Below are 16678 nucleotides of genomic sequence, written 5' to 3'. Positions count from 1 at the left end.
CACCCCCCAAGCCTGCCGTGGACGCACCGCCCCGCGCCATCAGCCAGAAACAATGGACCGCCGCCGAGCTGGACCTCGATGACCTGGACAAGGAACTGGCTCGCCTGGAAAGGCGTGACAAGCGTGCTCCGGACACGTTCGGACGGCGCCGGGAAGACAACCTGAGTGCCCAGCGCGAGCATCCCTCGAACGAGCAGGAGCCATGGGTCGACGGCCTGTACAGCGAATCCCCCATCGAACGCGCAGAAGCCGCGATCCAGCCGCCTGTCGAGCCGTTCGAGCCCCACGAACCCGCGCGGCCGCCGCGCACCGAGCCGTCCTTGTCGCTTGCCCTTGAACCGCTGGAGCCGGACGATACGCCTGTCGCTGTGCTAAGCCTCGCGCCGGATGACGAGCCTCACGAACATCTCGAACGCCTTTCAGCCACTGACGACCTGGACGACGAACCGGAGCCACTGGCAGCGTCATCCAGGAAACGCGAGCGCCAGGAGCCCGGCATACGCGCCGAAGCCCTTCAGGACCTGGACGATGACCCGCTACAACTGGATTGGCGCAAGCGCCGTTCGCCCTGGGGTCGACGCCTGCTCTGGAGCCTATTGATACTGCTGGGGGCCGCAGCCCTGGCCGGCCAGTACATTGCCTACCACTTCGAGGAACTGGCCCGCCAGGACCAGTATCGTCCATGGTTCCTGCAAATCTGTCCGGCCATTGGCTGCGACGTTCCGTCCAAGGTCGACATCGCCAAGATCAAGAGCAGCAACCTGGTGGTGCGCAGCCATCCGGAATTCAGCGGTGCGCTGATTGTCGATGCGATCATCTACAACCGCGCGCCCTTCTCCCAGCCCTTCCCGCTGCTGGAACTGCGCTTCGCCGACCTCAACGGCCACCTGATCGCCAGCCGGCGCTTCAAGCCGGGCGAATACCTGGGCGGCGACCTTGAAGGCCTGGGGGAAATGCCACCGCAGACGCCGATCCATATCGCGCTGGACATCCTGGACCCTGGCCCGAAAGCGGTGAACTACAGCCTGAGCTTCCATTCGCCTGAATGAGACGCGCCAGGGTCGGTCCGTTGACGGCAGCTTTCTGACTCACCCCGCCCGGACCAAACCGCTGGCGATAACAAAATAGCTGTTCAGATTTTATCCAATTCGACCTTTATCCAGTCATCGAGAGCGGGTATCATGCCAACCCTTTTTCGAAGTCTCATGATCCGGCCCCACTTCAGGGAAGTCCTATGTCGGCGGTACGCATCGGCCCTTATACATTGCAGAACGGTCTGGTCCTCGCCCCCATGGCGGGCGTCACCGACCAGCCCTTTCGTCAGTTATGCAAACGATTGGGTGCCGGTCTCGTGGTGTCGGAAATGGTGACCAGCGACATGAGTTTGTGGAACACCCGCAAGTCGCGCCTGCGCATGATCCATGAAGGTGATCCCGAGCCGCGCTCGGTACAGATCGCCGGGGGTGATGCGCAGATGCTGGCGGAAGCGGCCCGGGCCAACGTAGAGCTGGGGGCGCAGATTATCGACATCAACATGGGCTGCCCGGCGAAAAAGGTCTGTAACAAGGCCGCAGGCTCGGCACTGTTGAAGGACGAAGCGCTGGTCACCGAGATCCTGCAGGCGGTTGTCGCCGCAGTTGATGTGCCGGTGACCCTGAAGATCCGCACCGGGTGGGACCGGGAGAACAAGAACGGCCTGACGGTGGCGAAGATCGCCGAACAGGCAGGCATCACGGCGCTGGCGGTCCATGGCCGCACCCGTGCCGACCTGTACACCGGCGAGGCCGAGTACGACACCATTGCCGCGATCAAGCAGGCAGTGTCGATTCCGGTCTTTGCCAACGGCGATGTCGACTCGCCCGAGAAGGCCCGGTTCGTGCTGGACGCGACCGGTGCCGATGGCCTGTTGATCGGCCGGGCCGCCCAGGGGCGGCCATGGATTTTTCGTGAAATCGAACACTATCTGCGCACCGGCGAAAAGCTTGCTGCGCCGTTGTTGTCCGAGGTGGAACGTATTCTGCTAGAGCATCTGGCCGCGCTGCATACCTTCTATGGAGAAGTCATGGGCGTACGCATCGCTCGCAAGCATGTGGGCTGGTATCTCGCAACCCTGCCGGGCGCCAGGGAGTTTCGCGCCCGTTTCAATCGTTTGGATGGTACGCAAGCACAATGCGCCGACGTTCAGGCGTTCTTCGCCGAACGTTACAAGAGCCTGACAGGGGACGAAGGGGTGGCCGCATGACGATGATGACCGAGACTTTAGTGAGTGGAATAACACCCGTGAGCGACAACGTGAATTTGAAACAGCACCTCAACACGCCCAGCGAAGAAGGCCAGACCCTTCGCGGGAGTGTCGAGAAAGCGCTGCACAATTATTTCGCCCACCTTGAGGGCGCTGCCGTCACGGATGTGTACAACCTGGTGCTTTCCGAAGTCGAGGCGCCTCTGCTCGAAAGCGTGATGAACTACGTCAAGGGCAACCAGACCAAGGCCAGTGAGCTGCTGGGCCTGAACCGCGGCACCCTGCGCAAGAAACTCAAGCAGTACGATCTGCTGTAAGCATTCAATCAAACCAGAAAGGCGTCCGCGTAAAAAACGGTCGCCTTTTTTGCTGACTTCCCTTGCTTTTGATGGAACTTGAAATGACCGACCAGACCACCCGCCTGCCGATCCGCCGCGCCTTGATCAGCGTCTCCGACAAGACCGGGATCCTTGAATTCGCCCGCGAGCTGCAACAGCTGGGCGTCGAGATCCTCTCTACCGGCGGGACCTTCAAGTTGCTGCAGGACAACGGCGTTGCCGCAGTGGAAGTCGCGGACTACACCGGTTTTGCGGAAATGATGGACGGTCGCGTCAAGACCCTGCACCCGAAAATCCACGGCGGCATCCTCGGCCGTCGCGGCATCGACGACGCCATCATGAACGAGCACGGCATCAAGCCGATCGACCTGGTGGCGGTCAACCTCTACCCGTTCGAAGCCACCATCAACAAGCCTGGCTGCGACCTGCCGACCGCCATCGAGAACATCGACATCGGCGGTCCAACCATGGTCCGCTCGGCAGCCAAGAACCACAAGGACGTGGCGATCGTGGTCAACGCCAGCGACTACGCCAGCGTCCTGGAAAACCTCAAGGCCGGTGGCCTGACCTACGCCCAGCGTTTCGACCTGATGCTCAAGGCCTTTGAACACACCGCTGCCTACGACGGCATGATCGCCAACTACATGGGCACCGTGAACCAGGCGGCCGACACCCTGAGCACCGAAGGTCGCAGCGAATTCCCGCGCACCTTCAACACCCAATTCGTCAAGGCCCAGGAAATGCGCTACGGCGAGAACCCGCACCAGAGCGCGGCGTTCTACGTGGAAGCCAAGCCTGCCGAAGTCGGCATCGCCACCGCCACGCAATTGCAAGGCAAGGAACTGTCGTTCAACAACGTGGCCGACACCGATGCCGCGCTGGAATGCGTGAAGAGCTTCGTCAAGCCGGCCTGCGTGATCGTCAAGCACGCCAACCCGTGCGGCGTGGCCGTGAGCCCGGACGCCGAGGGCGGTATCCGCCAGGCCTACGAACTGGCCTACGCCACGGACACCGAGTCGGCCTTCGGCGGCATCATCGCCTTCAACCGTGAACTGGACGCCGAGACCGCCAAGGCCATCGTCGAGCGCCAGTTCGTCGAAGTGATCATCGCCCCTTCCGTCAGCGAAGAGGCCCGCGCCATCGTCGCCGCCAAGGCCAACGTGCGCCTGCTGGCCTGCGGCCAATGGTCGGCTGATCGCGCACCGGCGTGGGACTACAAGCGCGTCAACGGCGGCCTGCTGGTCCAGAGCCGCGACATCGGCATGATTGGCAGCGCAGACCTCAAGGTCGTGACCCAGCGCGCTCCGAGCGAGCAGGAAATCAACGACCTGATCTTCGCCTGGAAAGTCGCCAAGTACGTCAAGTCCAACGCCATCGTCTACGCCAAGAACCGCCAGACCATCGGCGTCGGCGCCGGCCAGATGAGCCGCGTGAACTCGGCCCGCATCGCCGCGATCAAGGCTGAACATGCCGGCTTGCAGGTACAGGGTGCGGTCATGGCTTCGGATGCGTTCTTCCCGTTCCGTGATGGCATCGACAATGCGGCCAAGGTGGGTATCACTGCGGTGATCCAGCCGGGCGGTTCGATGCGTGATGCTGAAGTGATTGCTGCGGCCGATGAAGCCGGCATCGCAATGGTCTTCACCGGCATGCGCCACTTCCGTCACTGATACACCGCTCCCCTTGTAGGAGCTGCGGAGTGAAACGAGACTGCGATCTTTTGATCTGGCTGTAAAAGCAAAATCAAAGATCGCAGCCTCGTTTTACTCGGCAGCTCCTACAGGGGATTGCAGCGCCTCCCACAGTTTTGAGGTTTTTGAAATGAATGTTTTGATCATTGGCAGCGGTGGCCGCGAACACGCCCTGGCCTGGAAAGTGGCTCAGGATCCCCGCGTGCAAAAGGTCTTTGTCGCGCCGGGCAATGCCGGCACCGCCATCGAAGCCAAGTGCGAAAACGTCGCCATCGACGTATTGGCCCTGGAACAGCTGGCTGATTTCGCCGAGAAAAACGTCTCGCTGACCATCGTCGGTCCGGAAGTACCGCTGGTTGCCGGCGTCGTCGACCTGTTCCGCTCCCGCGGCCTGGACTGCTTCGGCCCGACCGCCGGCGCAGCGCAGCTGGAAGGCTCCAAGGCCTTCACCAAGGATTTCCTGGCACGCCACAAGATCCCGACCGCCGACTACCAGAACTTCACCGAAATCGAACCAGCCCTGGCTTACCTGCGCGAAAAAGGCGCACCGATCGTGATCAAGGCCGACGGCCTGGCCGCCGGTAAAGGCGTGATCGTAGCCATGACCCTGGCCGAGGCCGAGGACGCCGTGCGCGACATGTTGGCCGGCAATGCCTTCGGTGACGCGGGTTCCCGCGTCGTGATCGAAGAGTTCCTCGATGGCGAAGAAGCCAGCTTCATCGTCATGGTCGATGGCAAGAACGTCTTGCCGATGGCCACCAGCCAGGACCACAAACGCGTCGGCGATGGCGACAGCGGTCCGAACACTGGCGGCATGGGCGCCTACTCCCCAGCGCCAGTGGTCACCGCCGACGTGCACCAGCGCGTCATGGACCAGGTCATCTGGCCAACCGTGCGTGGCATGGCCGAGGAAGGCAACGTCTACACTGGCTTCCTCTATGCTGGCCTGATGATCGACAAGGCTGGTAACCCAAAAGTCATCGAATTCAACTGCCGTTTCGGCGATCCTGAGACCCAACCGGTCATGTTGCGCCTGCAATCGAGCCTGGTGCTGCTGGTGGAAGCCGCCCTGGCCCAGGCGCTGGATAAGGTTGAAGCCCAATGGGATCCGCGTCCGAGCGTCGGCGTTGTCCTGGCCGCCGGTGGTTACCCGGGCGACTATGCCAAGGGCAATGCGATCAAGGGCCTGGATGCCTCGGCACAATTGGAAGGCAAGGTGTTCCACGCGGGTACGGCATTGAAGGATGGCCAAGTGGTTACTGCGGGCGGGCGCGTGTTGTGCGCCACAGCCATGGGCGAGAGTGTCGGTGCCGCTCAAGAGCAGGCCTACAAGCTGGCCGCGCAGATTGACTGGGAAGGCTGTTTCTATCGCAAGGACATTGGCTACCGCGCCATTGCCCGCGAGCGTGGCGAAAACCTGTAATAACCTGGCCATTCAGCCGGGCAAGGGTCCATGGCCCTTGCCTGTCGGCTCAGGCGCCGCGCATAGTTATAATCTGGCATCAACCTACGAAGGGATTTCGCCGTGCGCTGGCTCAGGATTGCCATAGGCTTGACCGTTACGCTGCTGACGCTGCTCTGCGTGCTCCCGGCCCAGGCCGCGCCGGGCAGTGCCTGGGCGGTATTGCTCGACGAACAGGGCGATCTGAAACTGAGCGACATTCGCTCTGCTCGCTACACCAATCAATTCAGCCCCATCGACCTTGACCACCTCAAGGCCGCCGAACCTGGCGGCGCATTGTGGCTGCGCTTCCGGCTGGCACCCGACAAGCATGAACAGATACTGCGCATCTTCGCGCCGGACCTCTCACGCCTGAATCTCTATGTGCTGGACGGCGATACCCTGGTCGATCAGCAGATCAGCGGCAACGCCACGGCAGGCACCGAACAGTCCGTGCCCAGCAGCGATTTCATGCTGGCGCTGCCCCGCAGCGATAAACCACTCGACGTCTACCTGCGTTTGGCCTCGCGATATGAGTTGCGCCCGTTCGTCTCATTGCAACCGGCCGTGATGGCAGCCGCCAACCAGAACCAGACCCTGGTTTATGGGCTGCTGTTCGGCTGTATCGCAATGCTGATCCTGCACAACCTCACCCGCTACGCCTACACCCGCTCACGCAGTTGCCTGTGGCTGGCAGCCTGCGAAGGGCTGCTGATGCTCAGCCTGATACTGCTGCTGAACCTGGCAGGCGCCTGGCTGCCGGACTGGCCGGCGATCCAGACACCGGGTGCCTACCTGGCCCTGTTGCTGACAGCGCCCTGCGGCTTGATGTTCGCCTATCGCTATTTCGCGCCGCTGGGGCCGCACCCGCTGAACCGGCTGCTGCTGGGCGAAATCGTCTTCATCATGCTCTGCAGCCTGTTGCTCCTGTTCGTCAACACGCTGCCCCTCAACATCATGACCTACGCATTGGTGGCCTTGGCCGGCCTGAGCATGCTGTTCGTCAGCGCCTGGCATTGGCAGAAGGGCTACCGCCCGGCACGGCTGTTTGTCGCCGCCATGGTGGTGTTCAACCTGGGCACGTTGATCATTCTCCCCGCCCTGCAAGGGCTGACGGAGGTCGCGCCCCAAGGGTTGATCGTTACATTGCTGGTATTCATCTGCGTCAGTGGTCTGCTGATGAGCGTCGCCTTGGGTGAACGACAGCGGTCAATCAACGAAAACCGCTTCAGTCTCAGCCGCGATCTCGCGGCAAGCAACGCGGAAATCAACGCCAAAGCCGAATTCCTGGCGAAGATCAGCCATGAGATTCGCACCCCGATGAACGGTGTGCTGGGCATGACCGAACTGCTGCTGGGCACGCCGTTGTCGGTCAAGCAGCGCGACTACGTACAGACGATCCACAGCGCCGGCAACGAATTGCTGACCCTGATCAACGAAATCCTCGACATTTCCCGCCTCGAATCCGGCCAGATCGAACTGGATGATGTGCAGTTCGACCTCAACGCATTGATCGAGGATTGCCTGAGTATCTTCCGCGCCAAGGCCGAACAGCAGAATGTCGAGCTGATCAGTTTCATCCAGCCCCAGGTGCCGCGGGTGATCAGCGGTGATCCGACAAGGCTGCGCCAGGCACTGCTGAGTCTGCTGGAACATGCCCTGAAAAAAACCGACGAAGGCGAAGTGCTGATCGTCGTGGCCCTCGATGAACGCAGCAACCAGCCTCGCCTGCGCATCGCCGTGCAGGACAGCGGGTCGCCCATGGACGCCGAGGAGCGCGATACGCTGATGCATGCGGAACTGCACAGCAAGAACTTCCTTTCGGCCACGCGCCTGGGGGGCAACCTGGGCCTGGTCATCGCCCGCCAACTGATCATGCTGATGCACGGCGAATTCGGCATCAAGAGTGGCAGCAGCCAGGGCAGCACCTTATGGCTGACCCTGCCGCTGGACCCAGATCGCCTTGAACACCCGACGTCTGACCTCGACGGCCCATTGCAAGGGGCGCGGGTATTGGTGGTGGATGACAACGATACCTGCCGCAAGGTGCTGGTCCAGCAATGCAGCGCCTGGGGCTTGAACGTCAGCGCCGTACCATCGGGCAAGGAGGCACTGGCGTTGCTGCGCACCAAGGCCCACCTGCGCGACTATTTCGACGTGGTACTGCTTGACCAGAACATGCCCGGCATGACCGGCACGCAATTGGCCGCCAAGATCAAGGAAGATCCGAGCCTGAACCACGACATCCTGTTGATCATGCTGACCGGCATCAGCAACGCGCCGAGCAAGATCGTGGCGCGCAACAGTGGCGTCAAGCGCATCCTCGCCAAACCGGTGGCCGGCTATACGCTCAAGACCACCCTGGCGGATGAGCTGAACCAGCGCAACAAAGGCCAGGCGCCAAACGTCCCGGCCAATCCAGGCCCGCCCATACCGGCGAAAGTGCCCAGTGACTTCCGCATCCTGGTGGCTGAAGACAACACCATTTCCACCAAGGTCATCCGCGGCATGCTCGGCAAGCTCAACCTGCAACCCGACACGGCCAGCAACGGCGAAGAAGCCCTCAAGGCCATGAAGGAACAACGCTACGACCTGGTCCTGATGGATTGCGAAATGCCGGTTCTCGATGGCTTCTCCGCTACCCAGCAGTTACGCGCCTGGGAGGTTGGCAACCAGCGGACCCGCACGCCTGTGGTGGCGCTCACGGCGCACATCCTGGCCGAACACAAGGAGCGCGCACGCCAGGCAGGAATGGACGGGCATATGGCCAAGCCGGTCGAATTGTCGCAACTGCGCGAGTTGATCGAGCATTGGGTGGCCCAGCGCGACCAGCAGAACCGTACAGCGCATACGTCCTGAGCCGACAGACGCCAAAACGCCTGATAGACTCCGGTCGTCTTCCTCCGTCCCGAGCCCTCGACCATGCTTCACGTGCTGTTCAGCGTTTACCTGAAAATGTTGGTGCTCTACAGCCCCTTCTTCGTTCTGTCGTGTTTTATCGGCCTGACACGTGGCTATTCACGCAAGGAACAACGTCGCCTGGCCTGGAAGGTCGCGACCGCAACGCTGGTTTCCAGCGTGCTGCTGTATCTGTTCGGGCGGGTGATTTTCAGTGTGTTCGGCATTACGGTGGATGCTTTCCGTATCGGCGCTGGCAGCGTGTTGTTCATTTCGGCGTTGGGCATGGCCCAAGGCAAATCGGCCGTACAGACCGATAATGTGCAGCAGGACGTGACCATCGTCCCGCTGACCATTCCGTTGACCGTCGGCCCCGGCACCATCGGCGCCCTGCTGGTAATGGGCGTAAGCCAGCCACACTGGGACGACAAGCTCATGGCGATCATCAGCATCGCCCTGGCCAGCTTCACCGTTGGCGTGGTGCTGTACCTGTCCAGCCGCATCGAGCGGATTCTCGGCGACCAGGGCTTGCAGATCGTCAGCCGCTTGATGGGGCTATTTGTCTGTGCCCTGGCAGCGCAGATCATCTTTACCGGGGTGAAAGGCTACCTCTCGCCCTGATCCAGACCGTGGCTGAGTCCGCACAGCCACGGTCACGCCCTGAATCGGTGGTCAGGCACTGCGCGGCAAACAATCAAATCACGTTATTGGTCTCCACCTCCGACGGTACCGCCAATAATGCCTTGAGCGTGGTACCGTCCTGAGCATTCGGCGACGCGCCCAACCATGTGGCCAGTGCCGAGACATTGTATCGTCCTTTCCTGCCAAAGCTGAGTAAGACTTCCCCATGAAAATCGCTGTCTGTCGCATAGGCGTCACGGCAGATCACACTTTGTCCACTGTTCGGATCAATGATCATGAGATGCTCTCCAACGCGGCTCAGCAGCAACTGGTCCGGCTCATCGAGTTCCCAGGCCAGTTTGCCAGGAACCATCCCCGCGCCGGCCAATGAATGTCGGCAGTCAAGAATGACCGAGTTGATTCGCAACCAGGATGCCCTGGACAACCTGTAGCTGACCGCCCCCTGGCCCATGCGCAGTACCAGGGTCTTGATACCGTCGGGCAACAGCGGCAACAGATCAATGGGCCCCGTGTCGTCCCCCTCGACAACCAACACTTCACCCTCGCGCCGGGCATAACTGAGTGCCCAAGCCTGTCTCGCCTCTGGCAGGGTCAACAATTTATCCCGTTCGCCTTCATGAATCAGTACGTTGGTTTGTCGCTGTGTCCCCAGCACTTCGAAGGAAGGCTGGATGGCCGCTTTGGGGACCCGGATCATGTGCCCGGTTCCAGCAACGAACCATGCCAGGCTACCGGGCTCTTCGACTGTCATCAGGGCACTGTGGGACGGATGCCTCGCCAACTGCCCAAGCGCTTCAAGCACCTGGTCGCCCTGGGCGACAACCCACTCATGAGTAACGCCTGTAATCATCGCGGGTTCGTGGTCCCGCAGAATAACCACCAAGCCCTCGTGGGTGATGCCTTTCAGGCCCGGCCCTTCGACCGTCAACTCGGCAAATTGATACGAGGCCCATTCACGCTCTGCGGCGGGTATCGCGTCAGCCTGAAGCAACCGCACACCTTGCCCGAACGCGCCCGCCCATTTCTGCGGGTCGACAAACGCCTGGCGATAGACTCCACCATTTGAAACATCGAACAACCAGGCGGCCTCGCCATCTGGCGTCACGTTGAGCAAGCGGACTTCCTTTCCTTGGCCCAGGTCACTCAGCAACAACTTGTCATCGACGTACCAGGCACATAGATTTCCGTCGCCCCTGGTATTGAGCAAACCAACAATGGCGAAGCGCTTCGTTTTGTATTGGCTGGTCAACGGTGCCAACTCAGACAGCCAATGATTCCGGCCCTTGAGCCACGTTTCGTTCAGGCCTGCGAATTGCAGTTCGCCCTGGGGCGCCAGAGTGAAAAACAACCCGTCGGTACGCATCGCTACATAACCACCCTCAACAGCGATGACATCCTTGAGGTTGTCCGACGGTAACCATCGAACGGTCCATTGTCCTTTACCCGCTACCAGGGTGCGCTGCAGATGACACAGCCGTTGTATGAGCCTGTTGTAAATGACAAACGAATCGCTTCCGTCCGTCGGGGTGATCAGCACCAAATCAGTCAGGTTCTTGATCGAATCGGGCCAGCCTCGAGAATATTCGGGTTCAGGCGTAGGACGGATGATCAACCGGTCACTGCGACGAATCCAAGCCATGTTTCGATTCAGATCATTATTTTTCCAGCAAACCGAGACAAAAGGCGCAGGCTTCCAGTCGACGTTTTCATAGGGATATTGATCGGCGAACGACGGTGGATAGTCATAATAATCTCCCAGCACATCGGGCCAGGCCCTCAGTTTCTCGCTGGAACTGATGGTAGGCTCCAGCGCAGTGTCCACGTCTCGAGTCGCTGAAATGAGCAGCAATTCTCCTGCGTGAATCACATAACCCAGCTCTTGATATGTGCGGCTTTGGCGACTGATCTGCTGCACGATATGAATCACACCTTGCTCATCCACCTCCAGGCTTTTGATCACGCCGAATTCGCTGAACGACCTCCACAACCAGTAACGCCGAACCAACACGCCGGTAGTGGCATCGACCTGCCAGACCAGCACATTTTCCGGGTCATAGAACCAGGCGTAACCGCCGGTTACCGCGCCCAGTATCGTTTCATCGGCGCCCGGTATCTCGTCACGAATGTAGAGGAAACGATCATTCATCCCGTCGTACCATGCCGTGACGTGTCGGGGCTCATCCGGTTTCTCGAATGGAACCAGGTAGTCATGTATCGCCGTATACGGCATCGCCAGGCGATGTTGCCGAGCCAAGGTCTTCATGTGTGCGTGCAACGCTTGCTGATCCATTCCTGGCGCCTCGGTCAACTCGACAGCGGACAGTTGGCCTGCCTCGACCTTGAACATTTGGTCGTCACAAAGCCGTAGCAAGGTCCCATGGTGCCCCGCTCCGGTGAGTGATACGGCAACGTCGCGAATAAACAGTTTGGCGACACCTTCAAACCGCACGTCGCTTTCCTTTGCCCACGGGGCATCCAATACCCAGCTTGAAGTCAGTTGGGCGGGCGCTTCAAGGCTCAGGCTCACGCCGGTATTGATCAGCACTGCGCATCGCTTGCCGGCTCCCCGGATCCGATAGTTGATTTTTCCGTGCCAACTCGGCAGTAGAACGGGCACCACCAATGAACGATCGATACTGTCCAGCAGCACGTCGATTGTCGTGGGCCGATAGTCCGGGCTGTGAAGGCGGTGGAGAATGTGGTCGCAGGGAAACGAATAGAAGGAACACAAAAACAGCCACCCACCGTCCGGCTTGATCTTCTGCAGGCGTCGTGCCGTGTCGAAACCGGGAGGAAGGTGCCAACTGGAAAACGGCAAGGCCTTGTATGCATAGCCGTAACAGGTCTGCGGCGTGCAAGGCAGGACAATAGCCTGGCCAGAAGCCGGCGCGAATTTTATTCGACTGGGCAATTCCAGTTGCTGGCGAATGTTGATTGCACGGGCGTAATCCGCCTCGAACGTAGGCACCCCAAAGTGGTCGTGCAGCGGATATAGCTTTGGACTACCCAATCCGAGTGCGCCGTTCGCCAGATCTACCGTCTCGATGATCAAGGAAGGACCAGGTGTCCAGGCATTATGGGCGGGATCAAAGCGATAAGCGTCAAGATGCGCCTTTTCGACGTCAAGGAAAAACAGCCCGACTTGCTCAGCTTCCTCGGCAATGGTCGCAAACCCCCTGACCACCGCGGCCACCCCCACCGCAAGCCCTCCCAATATCACCGCAGCCCCGCCCAGTATCGCCCCGGCGGTGGCACCGGCGGCATAAGCTGCAACCGCTACCGCCAGGCTCGCCGAGTCGAAAGCCAATTGAGTACCGAATTCGGCACGTTCGACATCATTTCGCGCAGTCGACAATTGGTAGATGTCGAACCCGACGTTCGCCAACTGCAACAACGCCCCAACCCCCTCGCCTATCCGGCCACCCACCGAGGCCTTGACCACTGGCGCGACGGCTTGGGCAATCAGTTTTTCTTCTGCCAGGGCTTGCCGGACCAGACCGACCAGCGCCGCGATATCAGTGATGACGCCGTGAGCCATCTGGGTGTAATTGACATAAGCATGCAGCCGCACCGCCAGGGTAAGGGACCGACCGTCTCCTTCGCGCGCTCTCAGTGCGCTCATCAACGCCTGTATGGCGAAACCGGCGTTCAGCGTGTGGACAGCGCCTACCGCCGTGGGGTCTCTCGAAATGACCTCGTGATTGGCCAAGGTCGAGAAACGTTCGGAAAGGTAGTTTTTTATACGCAAGAACCTGTGGTCGTCAGTGCTGATCCGCATCAACTGCGCCGGATTGGCAGGGTCTATCAAGGTGATCCGGTACCCCCCGCCAGGAACGTCCTCCAAGGTATCGAACAAGGGCACGAGTTGAGCCCCCAGATTGTTCGCTTGGTGGAGGTCATTGGTCGTCTCACTGATCTGTTGCGCCCACCAATGGCTATCCAGGGCCAACAGGCTACTGCCGAGTCGAGGATTGCTCTGGAGTGATTGCCCCCGAGCGCTGGCGATTCGTTGCCTGATCGGGCGCACTGGCTGCCCAGGCAACGCCTCGGGGCGTACCAGTTGCGCAACGGTCATTTCGCCAGGCAACGCCACGCTCGATACCCGGGCGCCCTCCAGCTCGATCAGATCGAAAGCTGGATGGCCTGCATCGCCATACGCGGCGTAGTCAATGGCCATTTTCTGTTCAACGAAAAACTGTTCAAGCGCCAGGTGGAACTGTGTCGAATCATCGAATACGAACAAACCAAAATTCGGATCGTAAAAATGGTAGGTGCTGCGCTCGCCCTCAAACACCTTGGCTGCCAGCATGGAATGGTTATCCGAGTTGAGCATCAGCGTCGCAGTGGCAGTCCTGGACTGCAGAACAGCTACGACTTCCTGCAGACTCGAGCGCGCCAGTGCCTCGCCGACCTCACTGACCTGCACGTCGCGCAACGACTCCAGGCTGCTTAAAAAGGTTGCCGAATCGCTTGCCTCACGATCGTCAATTGCCAGATAAAATCGGTTGAACAAACTACGGACCGCCGTCTGCTCGCCCGACAATGCGGCAGCCATCACCAGGGCCAGCGGATAGCAACGCCCGCCCAATCGTTCGCCGTCTCCCCACAGCAGTAGATCCTGCGGCGCCACCTTCATCCCGCCGTAATCCAAACCGTTCAGGACAGCTTCGACACGTTCGTTGACTCTTGTATTGTTTTCCAAGTCAGCTAACTGCTTGACCCTGCCCACATGCCAGCCCCACTGACGCAACGTCAGTCGCTGCTCCAGCGCTGCTTTTTTCAGTTTCAACGCGGTTTCACCACGCTCGGGTGAATACGTGGCCGCACGGGCAACACCCGCCATGAATACCGGCGCCTTGTACTGGTAAAGCGCGCGCTCGATCATCGCGTAGCCGCCAGCGGTGCCCAATTTGCTGAAGTTTTCGGCCAGTTTGATCAAGTTCGGTCGAGCGGCCTCGAAGCTGCGATTGTCCAATGCCTGGGCTCCAATCAACGGCCCCAACTGAACGCGCTGCAATGGACTTAGCTGACCGACACTCACCCGACCATCGGCGAACCGATTCAACAGTTCACCGACAGACCATTGTTGCGTCCGCGGGTCACTCAGCGATCCAGGTGGCAACATGCTGGGGTTTTGAGCGAGGATGGTTTGACGATCATCGAAACCCAGGGGGATGACCTTGTCGAACGTCAGCACACCGTCATGGCCATTGTTCATGGCTTGCATGAACGGCTCACCCAACTCATCGGCCAAGTGCTGCAGCAGGTCGGTGGACAGCAAATGGCGTCCTTCGATCACGGGCCAGCCGCTATCGAATTCCAGGCTGTTGTATTTAAGCAACGGCTCAATATCTTTCGCATAGCGGGCTTGGAATCGACCGCCTAGCCAATTGCCTTTTTCTTTTTCGAGCCACTGTTCAGGACTCGCGTTTTCTTTCCAGGAATGATCTTGCTCCTCTTCCGTGACGTTGCTAAAACCGGTTTCCAACCTGATGGAATTCCGCACCGCGTTAGCACCGCTTGGTGTGTAGACCCTGCTTTCATACTCCAGCAGCCCCGCTCGCAGCGCGCCCGGTCCTGTCAGAAATATCGATCCCTCAGTCCCGGGACGGATGCCATCGCTGAAATAGTCGGCAATCCCCTTATACAAACTCATGGCCCGGTAGTCTTCATTACCGGCTTTTAGATCAACGATACCGAACTCGTCCTTTAGTATCTTCATGAGGTCGACCCCATGAAATACGTCATTGGCCCTCGCGGCTTCTCGCTCCACGGCTAGCAAGGCCTGATAGTGGGTCTCGATGCGCTGGAGGATGGTTTCGAGCGGAGCCGAGTGGGGGTGGCTGACAATTAGCGCATTGGACTCGCCCCCCTCGATAAATGCCAATCGCAAACTGTCCGTCGGAACGCTGGTTTCCTGGAACGGAGCAAATACCTGATCCAGGGATGGGCTACCTTTTGCGAACCGCTCCAACATCTCGCGATGCTCCACGGGAATGTGTGAGGTGAAATCTGTGTAGCGACCGACCAGTGCCTGACGGCCCGGCATCCACTGGGGGTTATTGTTCAACAACAACTGCAATACGCCCAACCGAGCGCTTTTCGCCAGTTGGTTGGCATTGATACCCGCGATTTCCTGAACAAACGACGGCAAGAAATCCACGTCGCTGTAGACGCCCCCCTCATCGTGCTCCACCAGCAGCCGCACAATGTCCGAGGCTGTCGCGAGATTTCCGCGCAAGGACATTTCACGATTGTAAAACTCTTCCAATCGAGAATACGTCTGGAGTTCATTGATATTGCGCAATCGCAGCCCTTCGCGATCAAGGCTGCGCATGATGTGCGCGTTTTTATCTTTCAGCGCGCGCAGAACATCTCCATCACAACCATACCCGCGCACCAGTAGATCGATGCGTGCCTCATCCGCACTTTTGTTCTGCTTCAACGCTCGATTGACGTGCATGTACATCTGGCGTTTAAGCGCGGTGATTCGTGCCTCATAATGGTCAGCCAAACTGTCAGGCGAACTGATGGCGTCCGCTTCATTTAACCAAGTATCTGCCTTTGCCGCCTCGACAATAATCCGCGTGGTTTCGTGAGCCAATAAACCGTCTTTGTCATACCAGACATTTATGGCGTAGTCGTTCGGCATGACGCTCTTCCAGATACGCAGGTAATCGAGTTGAATGTCACCCAATCCTCCTCCTAGCCAAACGAAGTTCAATTTCTTTGGCACCGCGGTGGCGGGGAGCCGCTCGATATTGTTGTATAACCGTGCTTCAAAGCCCTCCAGCTTATTGTAAATCCCTGTCAAGCCAGCAGCCCCGGAACTATCGGGCTCCGTTGGCGTACGGCGTACTCGGCTACGCCCCTGCAGATCGCCCAACGCCTGCTTTAGCAGGCCCAGGGGCTCGAGCAATTGCGCAGAATCCCTCAAGGCGACACAGCTGGCATAATAACGATGCACCGCGTCATATTCGGGAGTGCCCTGATATGGAACTAACAGCTGATCGATCTCCTTCAACTTCAACAAATCAACAAAATCGACATAATTATCTACTGACAACGACTGAGTCTCGCTCACTTACAATACTTCCTTTTATTGCAGGCGTGCAGCCGAGCAAAGCCAGAGCAACAAGCACTGACCAACAAACTGACACCCAAGATTCAACCAAGTAAAAACTTATCAACGCCCACGCATTGAAGCGGACATTACAATAGCTAGCTTGTCCGTCGCCCGATCAATATCGACGACATCAACGAAAAGGAAAGTACTCTATCGGTTTGCGGAAGCACAACACCCAGGCACGGCCAATAAATATCCAAATAAAACAAACTTCAAACATTAATTAGAACGACTGCCCAACTTACAAACGACAACGTTACGAACCAGGCTATGGAACGCTCAATAAAACGCCGTTCAATT

At 59.1% G+C, this 16678-nt stretch carries 8 protein-coding genes; 7 read left to right on the top strand and 1 reads right to left on the bottom strand.

The features are described from left to right. From Q7C33_RS28675 to Q7C33_RS28645, 7 genes are all read left to right on the top strand, one after another. Positions 1-1049, top strand: a 1049-nt coding sequence (locus Q7C33_RS28675; RefSeq protein ID WP_407684578.1) for a DUF3426 domain-containing protein, incomplete at its 5' end; no start/stop codon positions are given. A 185-nt stretch (positions 1050-1234) separates the two neighbouring features. After that, positions 1235-2242, top strand: coding sequence for a tRNA dihydrouridine synthase DusB (gene dusB / locus Q7C33_RS28670; RefSeq protein WP_407684577.1), 1008 nt, complete (start codon positions 1235-1237; stop codon positions 2240-2242). Next, complete coding sequence (fis, locus tag Q7C33_RS28665) at positions 2239-2559, top strand: DNA-binding transcriptional regulator Fis (RefSeq protein ID WP_025211617.1); 321 nt, start codon at positions 2239-2241, stop codon at positions 2557-2559. The genes dusB and fis overlap by 4 nt, the downstream gene beginning before the upstream one ends. An 83-nt stretch (positions 2560-2642) precedes the next feature. After that, positions 2643-4250 (top strand): bifunctional phosphoribosylaminoimidazolecarboxamide formyltransferase/IMP cyclohydrolase, encoded by a 1608-nt coding sequence (gene purH / locus Q7C33_RS28660; RefSeq protein WP_249876297.1) that lies wholly within the window; start codon positions 2643-2645, stop codon positions 4248-4250. 151 nt (positions 4251-4401) lie between these two features. After that, the gene (purD, locus tag Q7C33_RS28655) at positions 4402-5694 is read left to right on the top strand and encodes a phosphoribosylamine--glycine ligase (RefSeq protein ID WP_030138022.1); all 1293 of its coding nucleotides are present in this window, start codon (positions 4402-4404) and stop codon (positions 5692-5694) included. A 102-nt stretch (positions 5695-5796) separates the two neighbouring features. Continuing rightward, positions 5797-8571 carry a hybrid sensor histidine kinase/response regulator gene (locus Q7C33_RS28650; RefSeq protein WP_030138021.1) on the top strand — a complete coding sequence of 925 codons (2775 nt, stop codon included), beginning with the start codon at positions 5797-5799 and terminating at the stop codon, positions 8569-8571. Positions 8572-8634: 63 nt separating this feature from the next. Beyond that, complete coding sequence (locus tag Q7C33_RS28645; protein ID WP_258648810.1) at positions 8635-9231, top strand: MarC family protein; 597 nt, start codon at positions 8635-8637, stop codon at positions 9229-9231. Positions 9232-9304: 73 nt separating this feature from the next. Here Q7C33_RS28645 and Q7C33_RS28640 read toward each other — a convergent pair whose 3' ends face one another. Further along, the gene (locus tag Q7C33_RS28640) at positions 9305-16336 is read right to left on the bottom strand and encodes a TcdA/TcdB pore-forming domain-containing protein (RefSeq protein ID WP_407684576.1); all 7032 of its coding nucleotides are present in this window, start codon (positions 16334-16336) and stop codon (positions 9305-9307) included. Positions 16337-16678: the final 342 nt, after the last annotated feature.

The sequence above is a fragment of the Pseudomonas sp. BP11-1-1 genome (assembly GCF_052112105.1).
Classification (GTDB): domain Bacteria; phylum Pseudomonadota; class Gammaproteobacteria; order Pseudomonadales; family Pseudomonadaceae; genus Aquipseudomonas; species Aquipseudomonas alvandae.
Note: the sequence above shows the minus strand (reverse complement) of the source record. Positions and strands in the feature narration are given on the sequence as shown.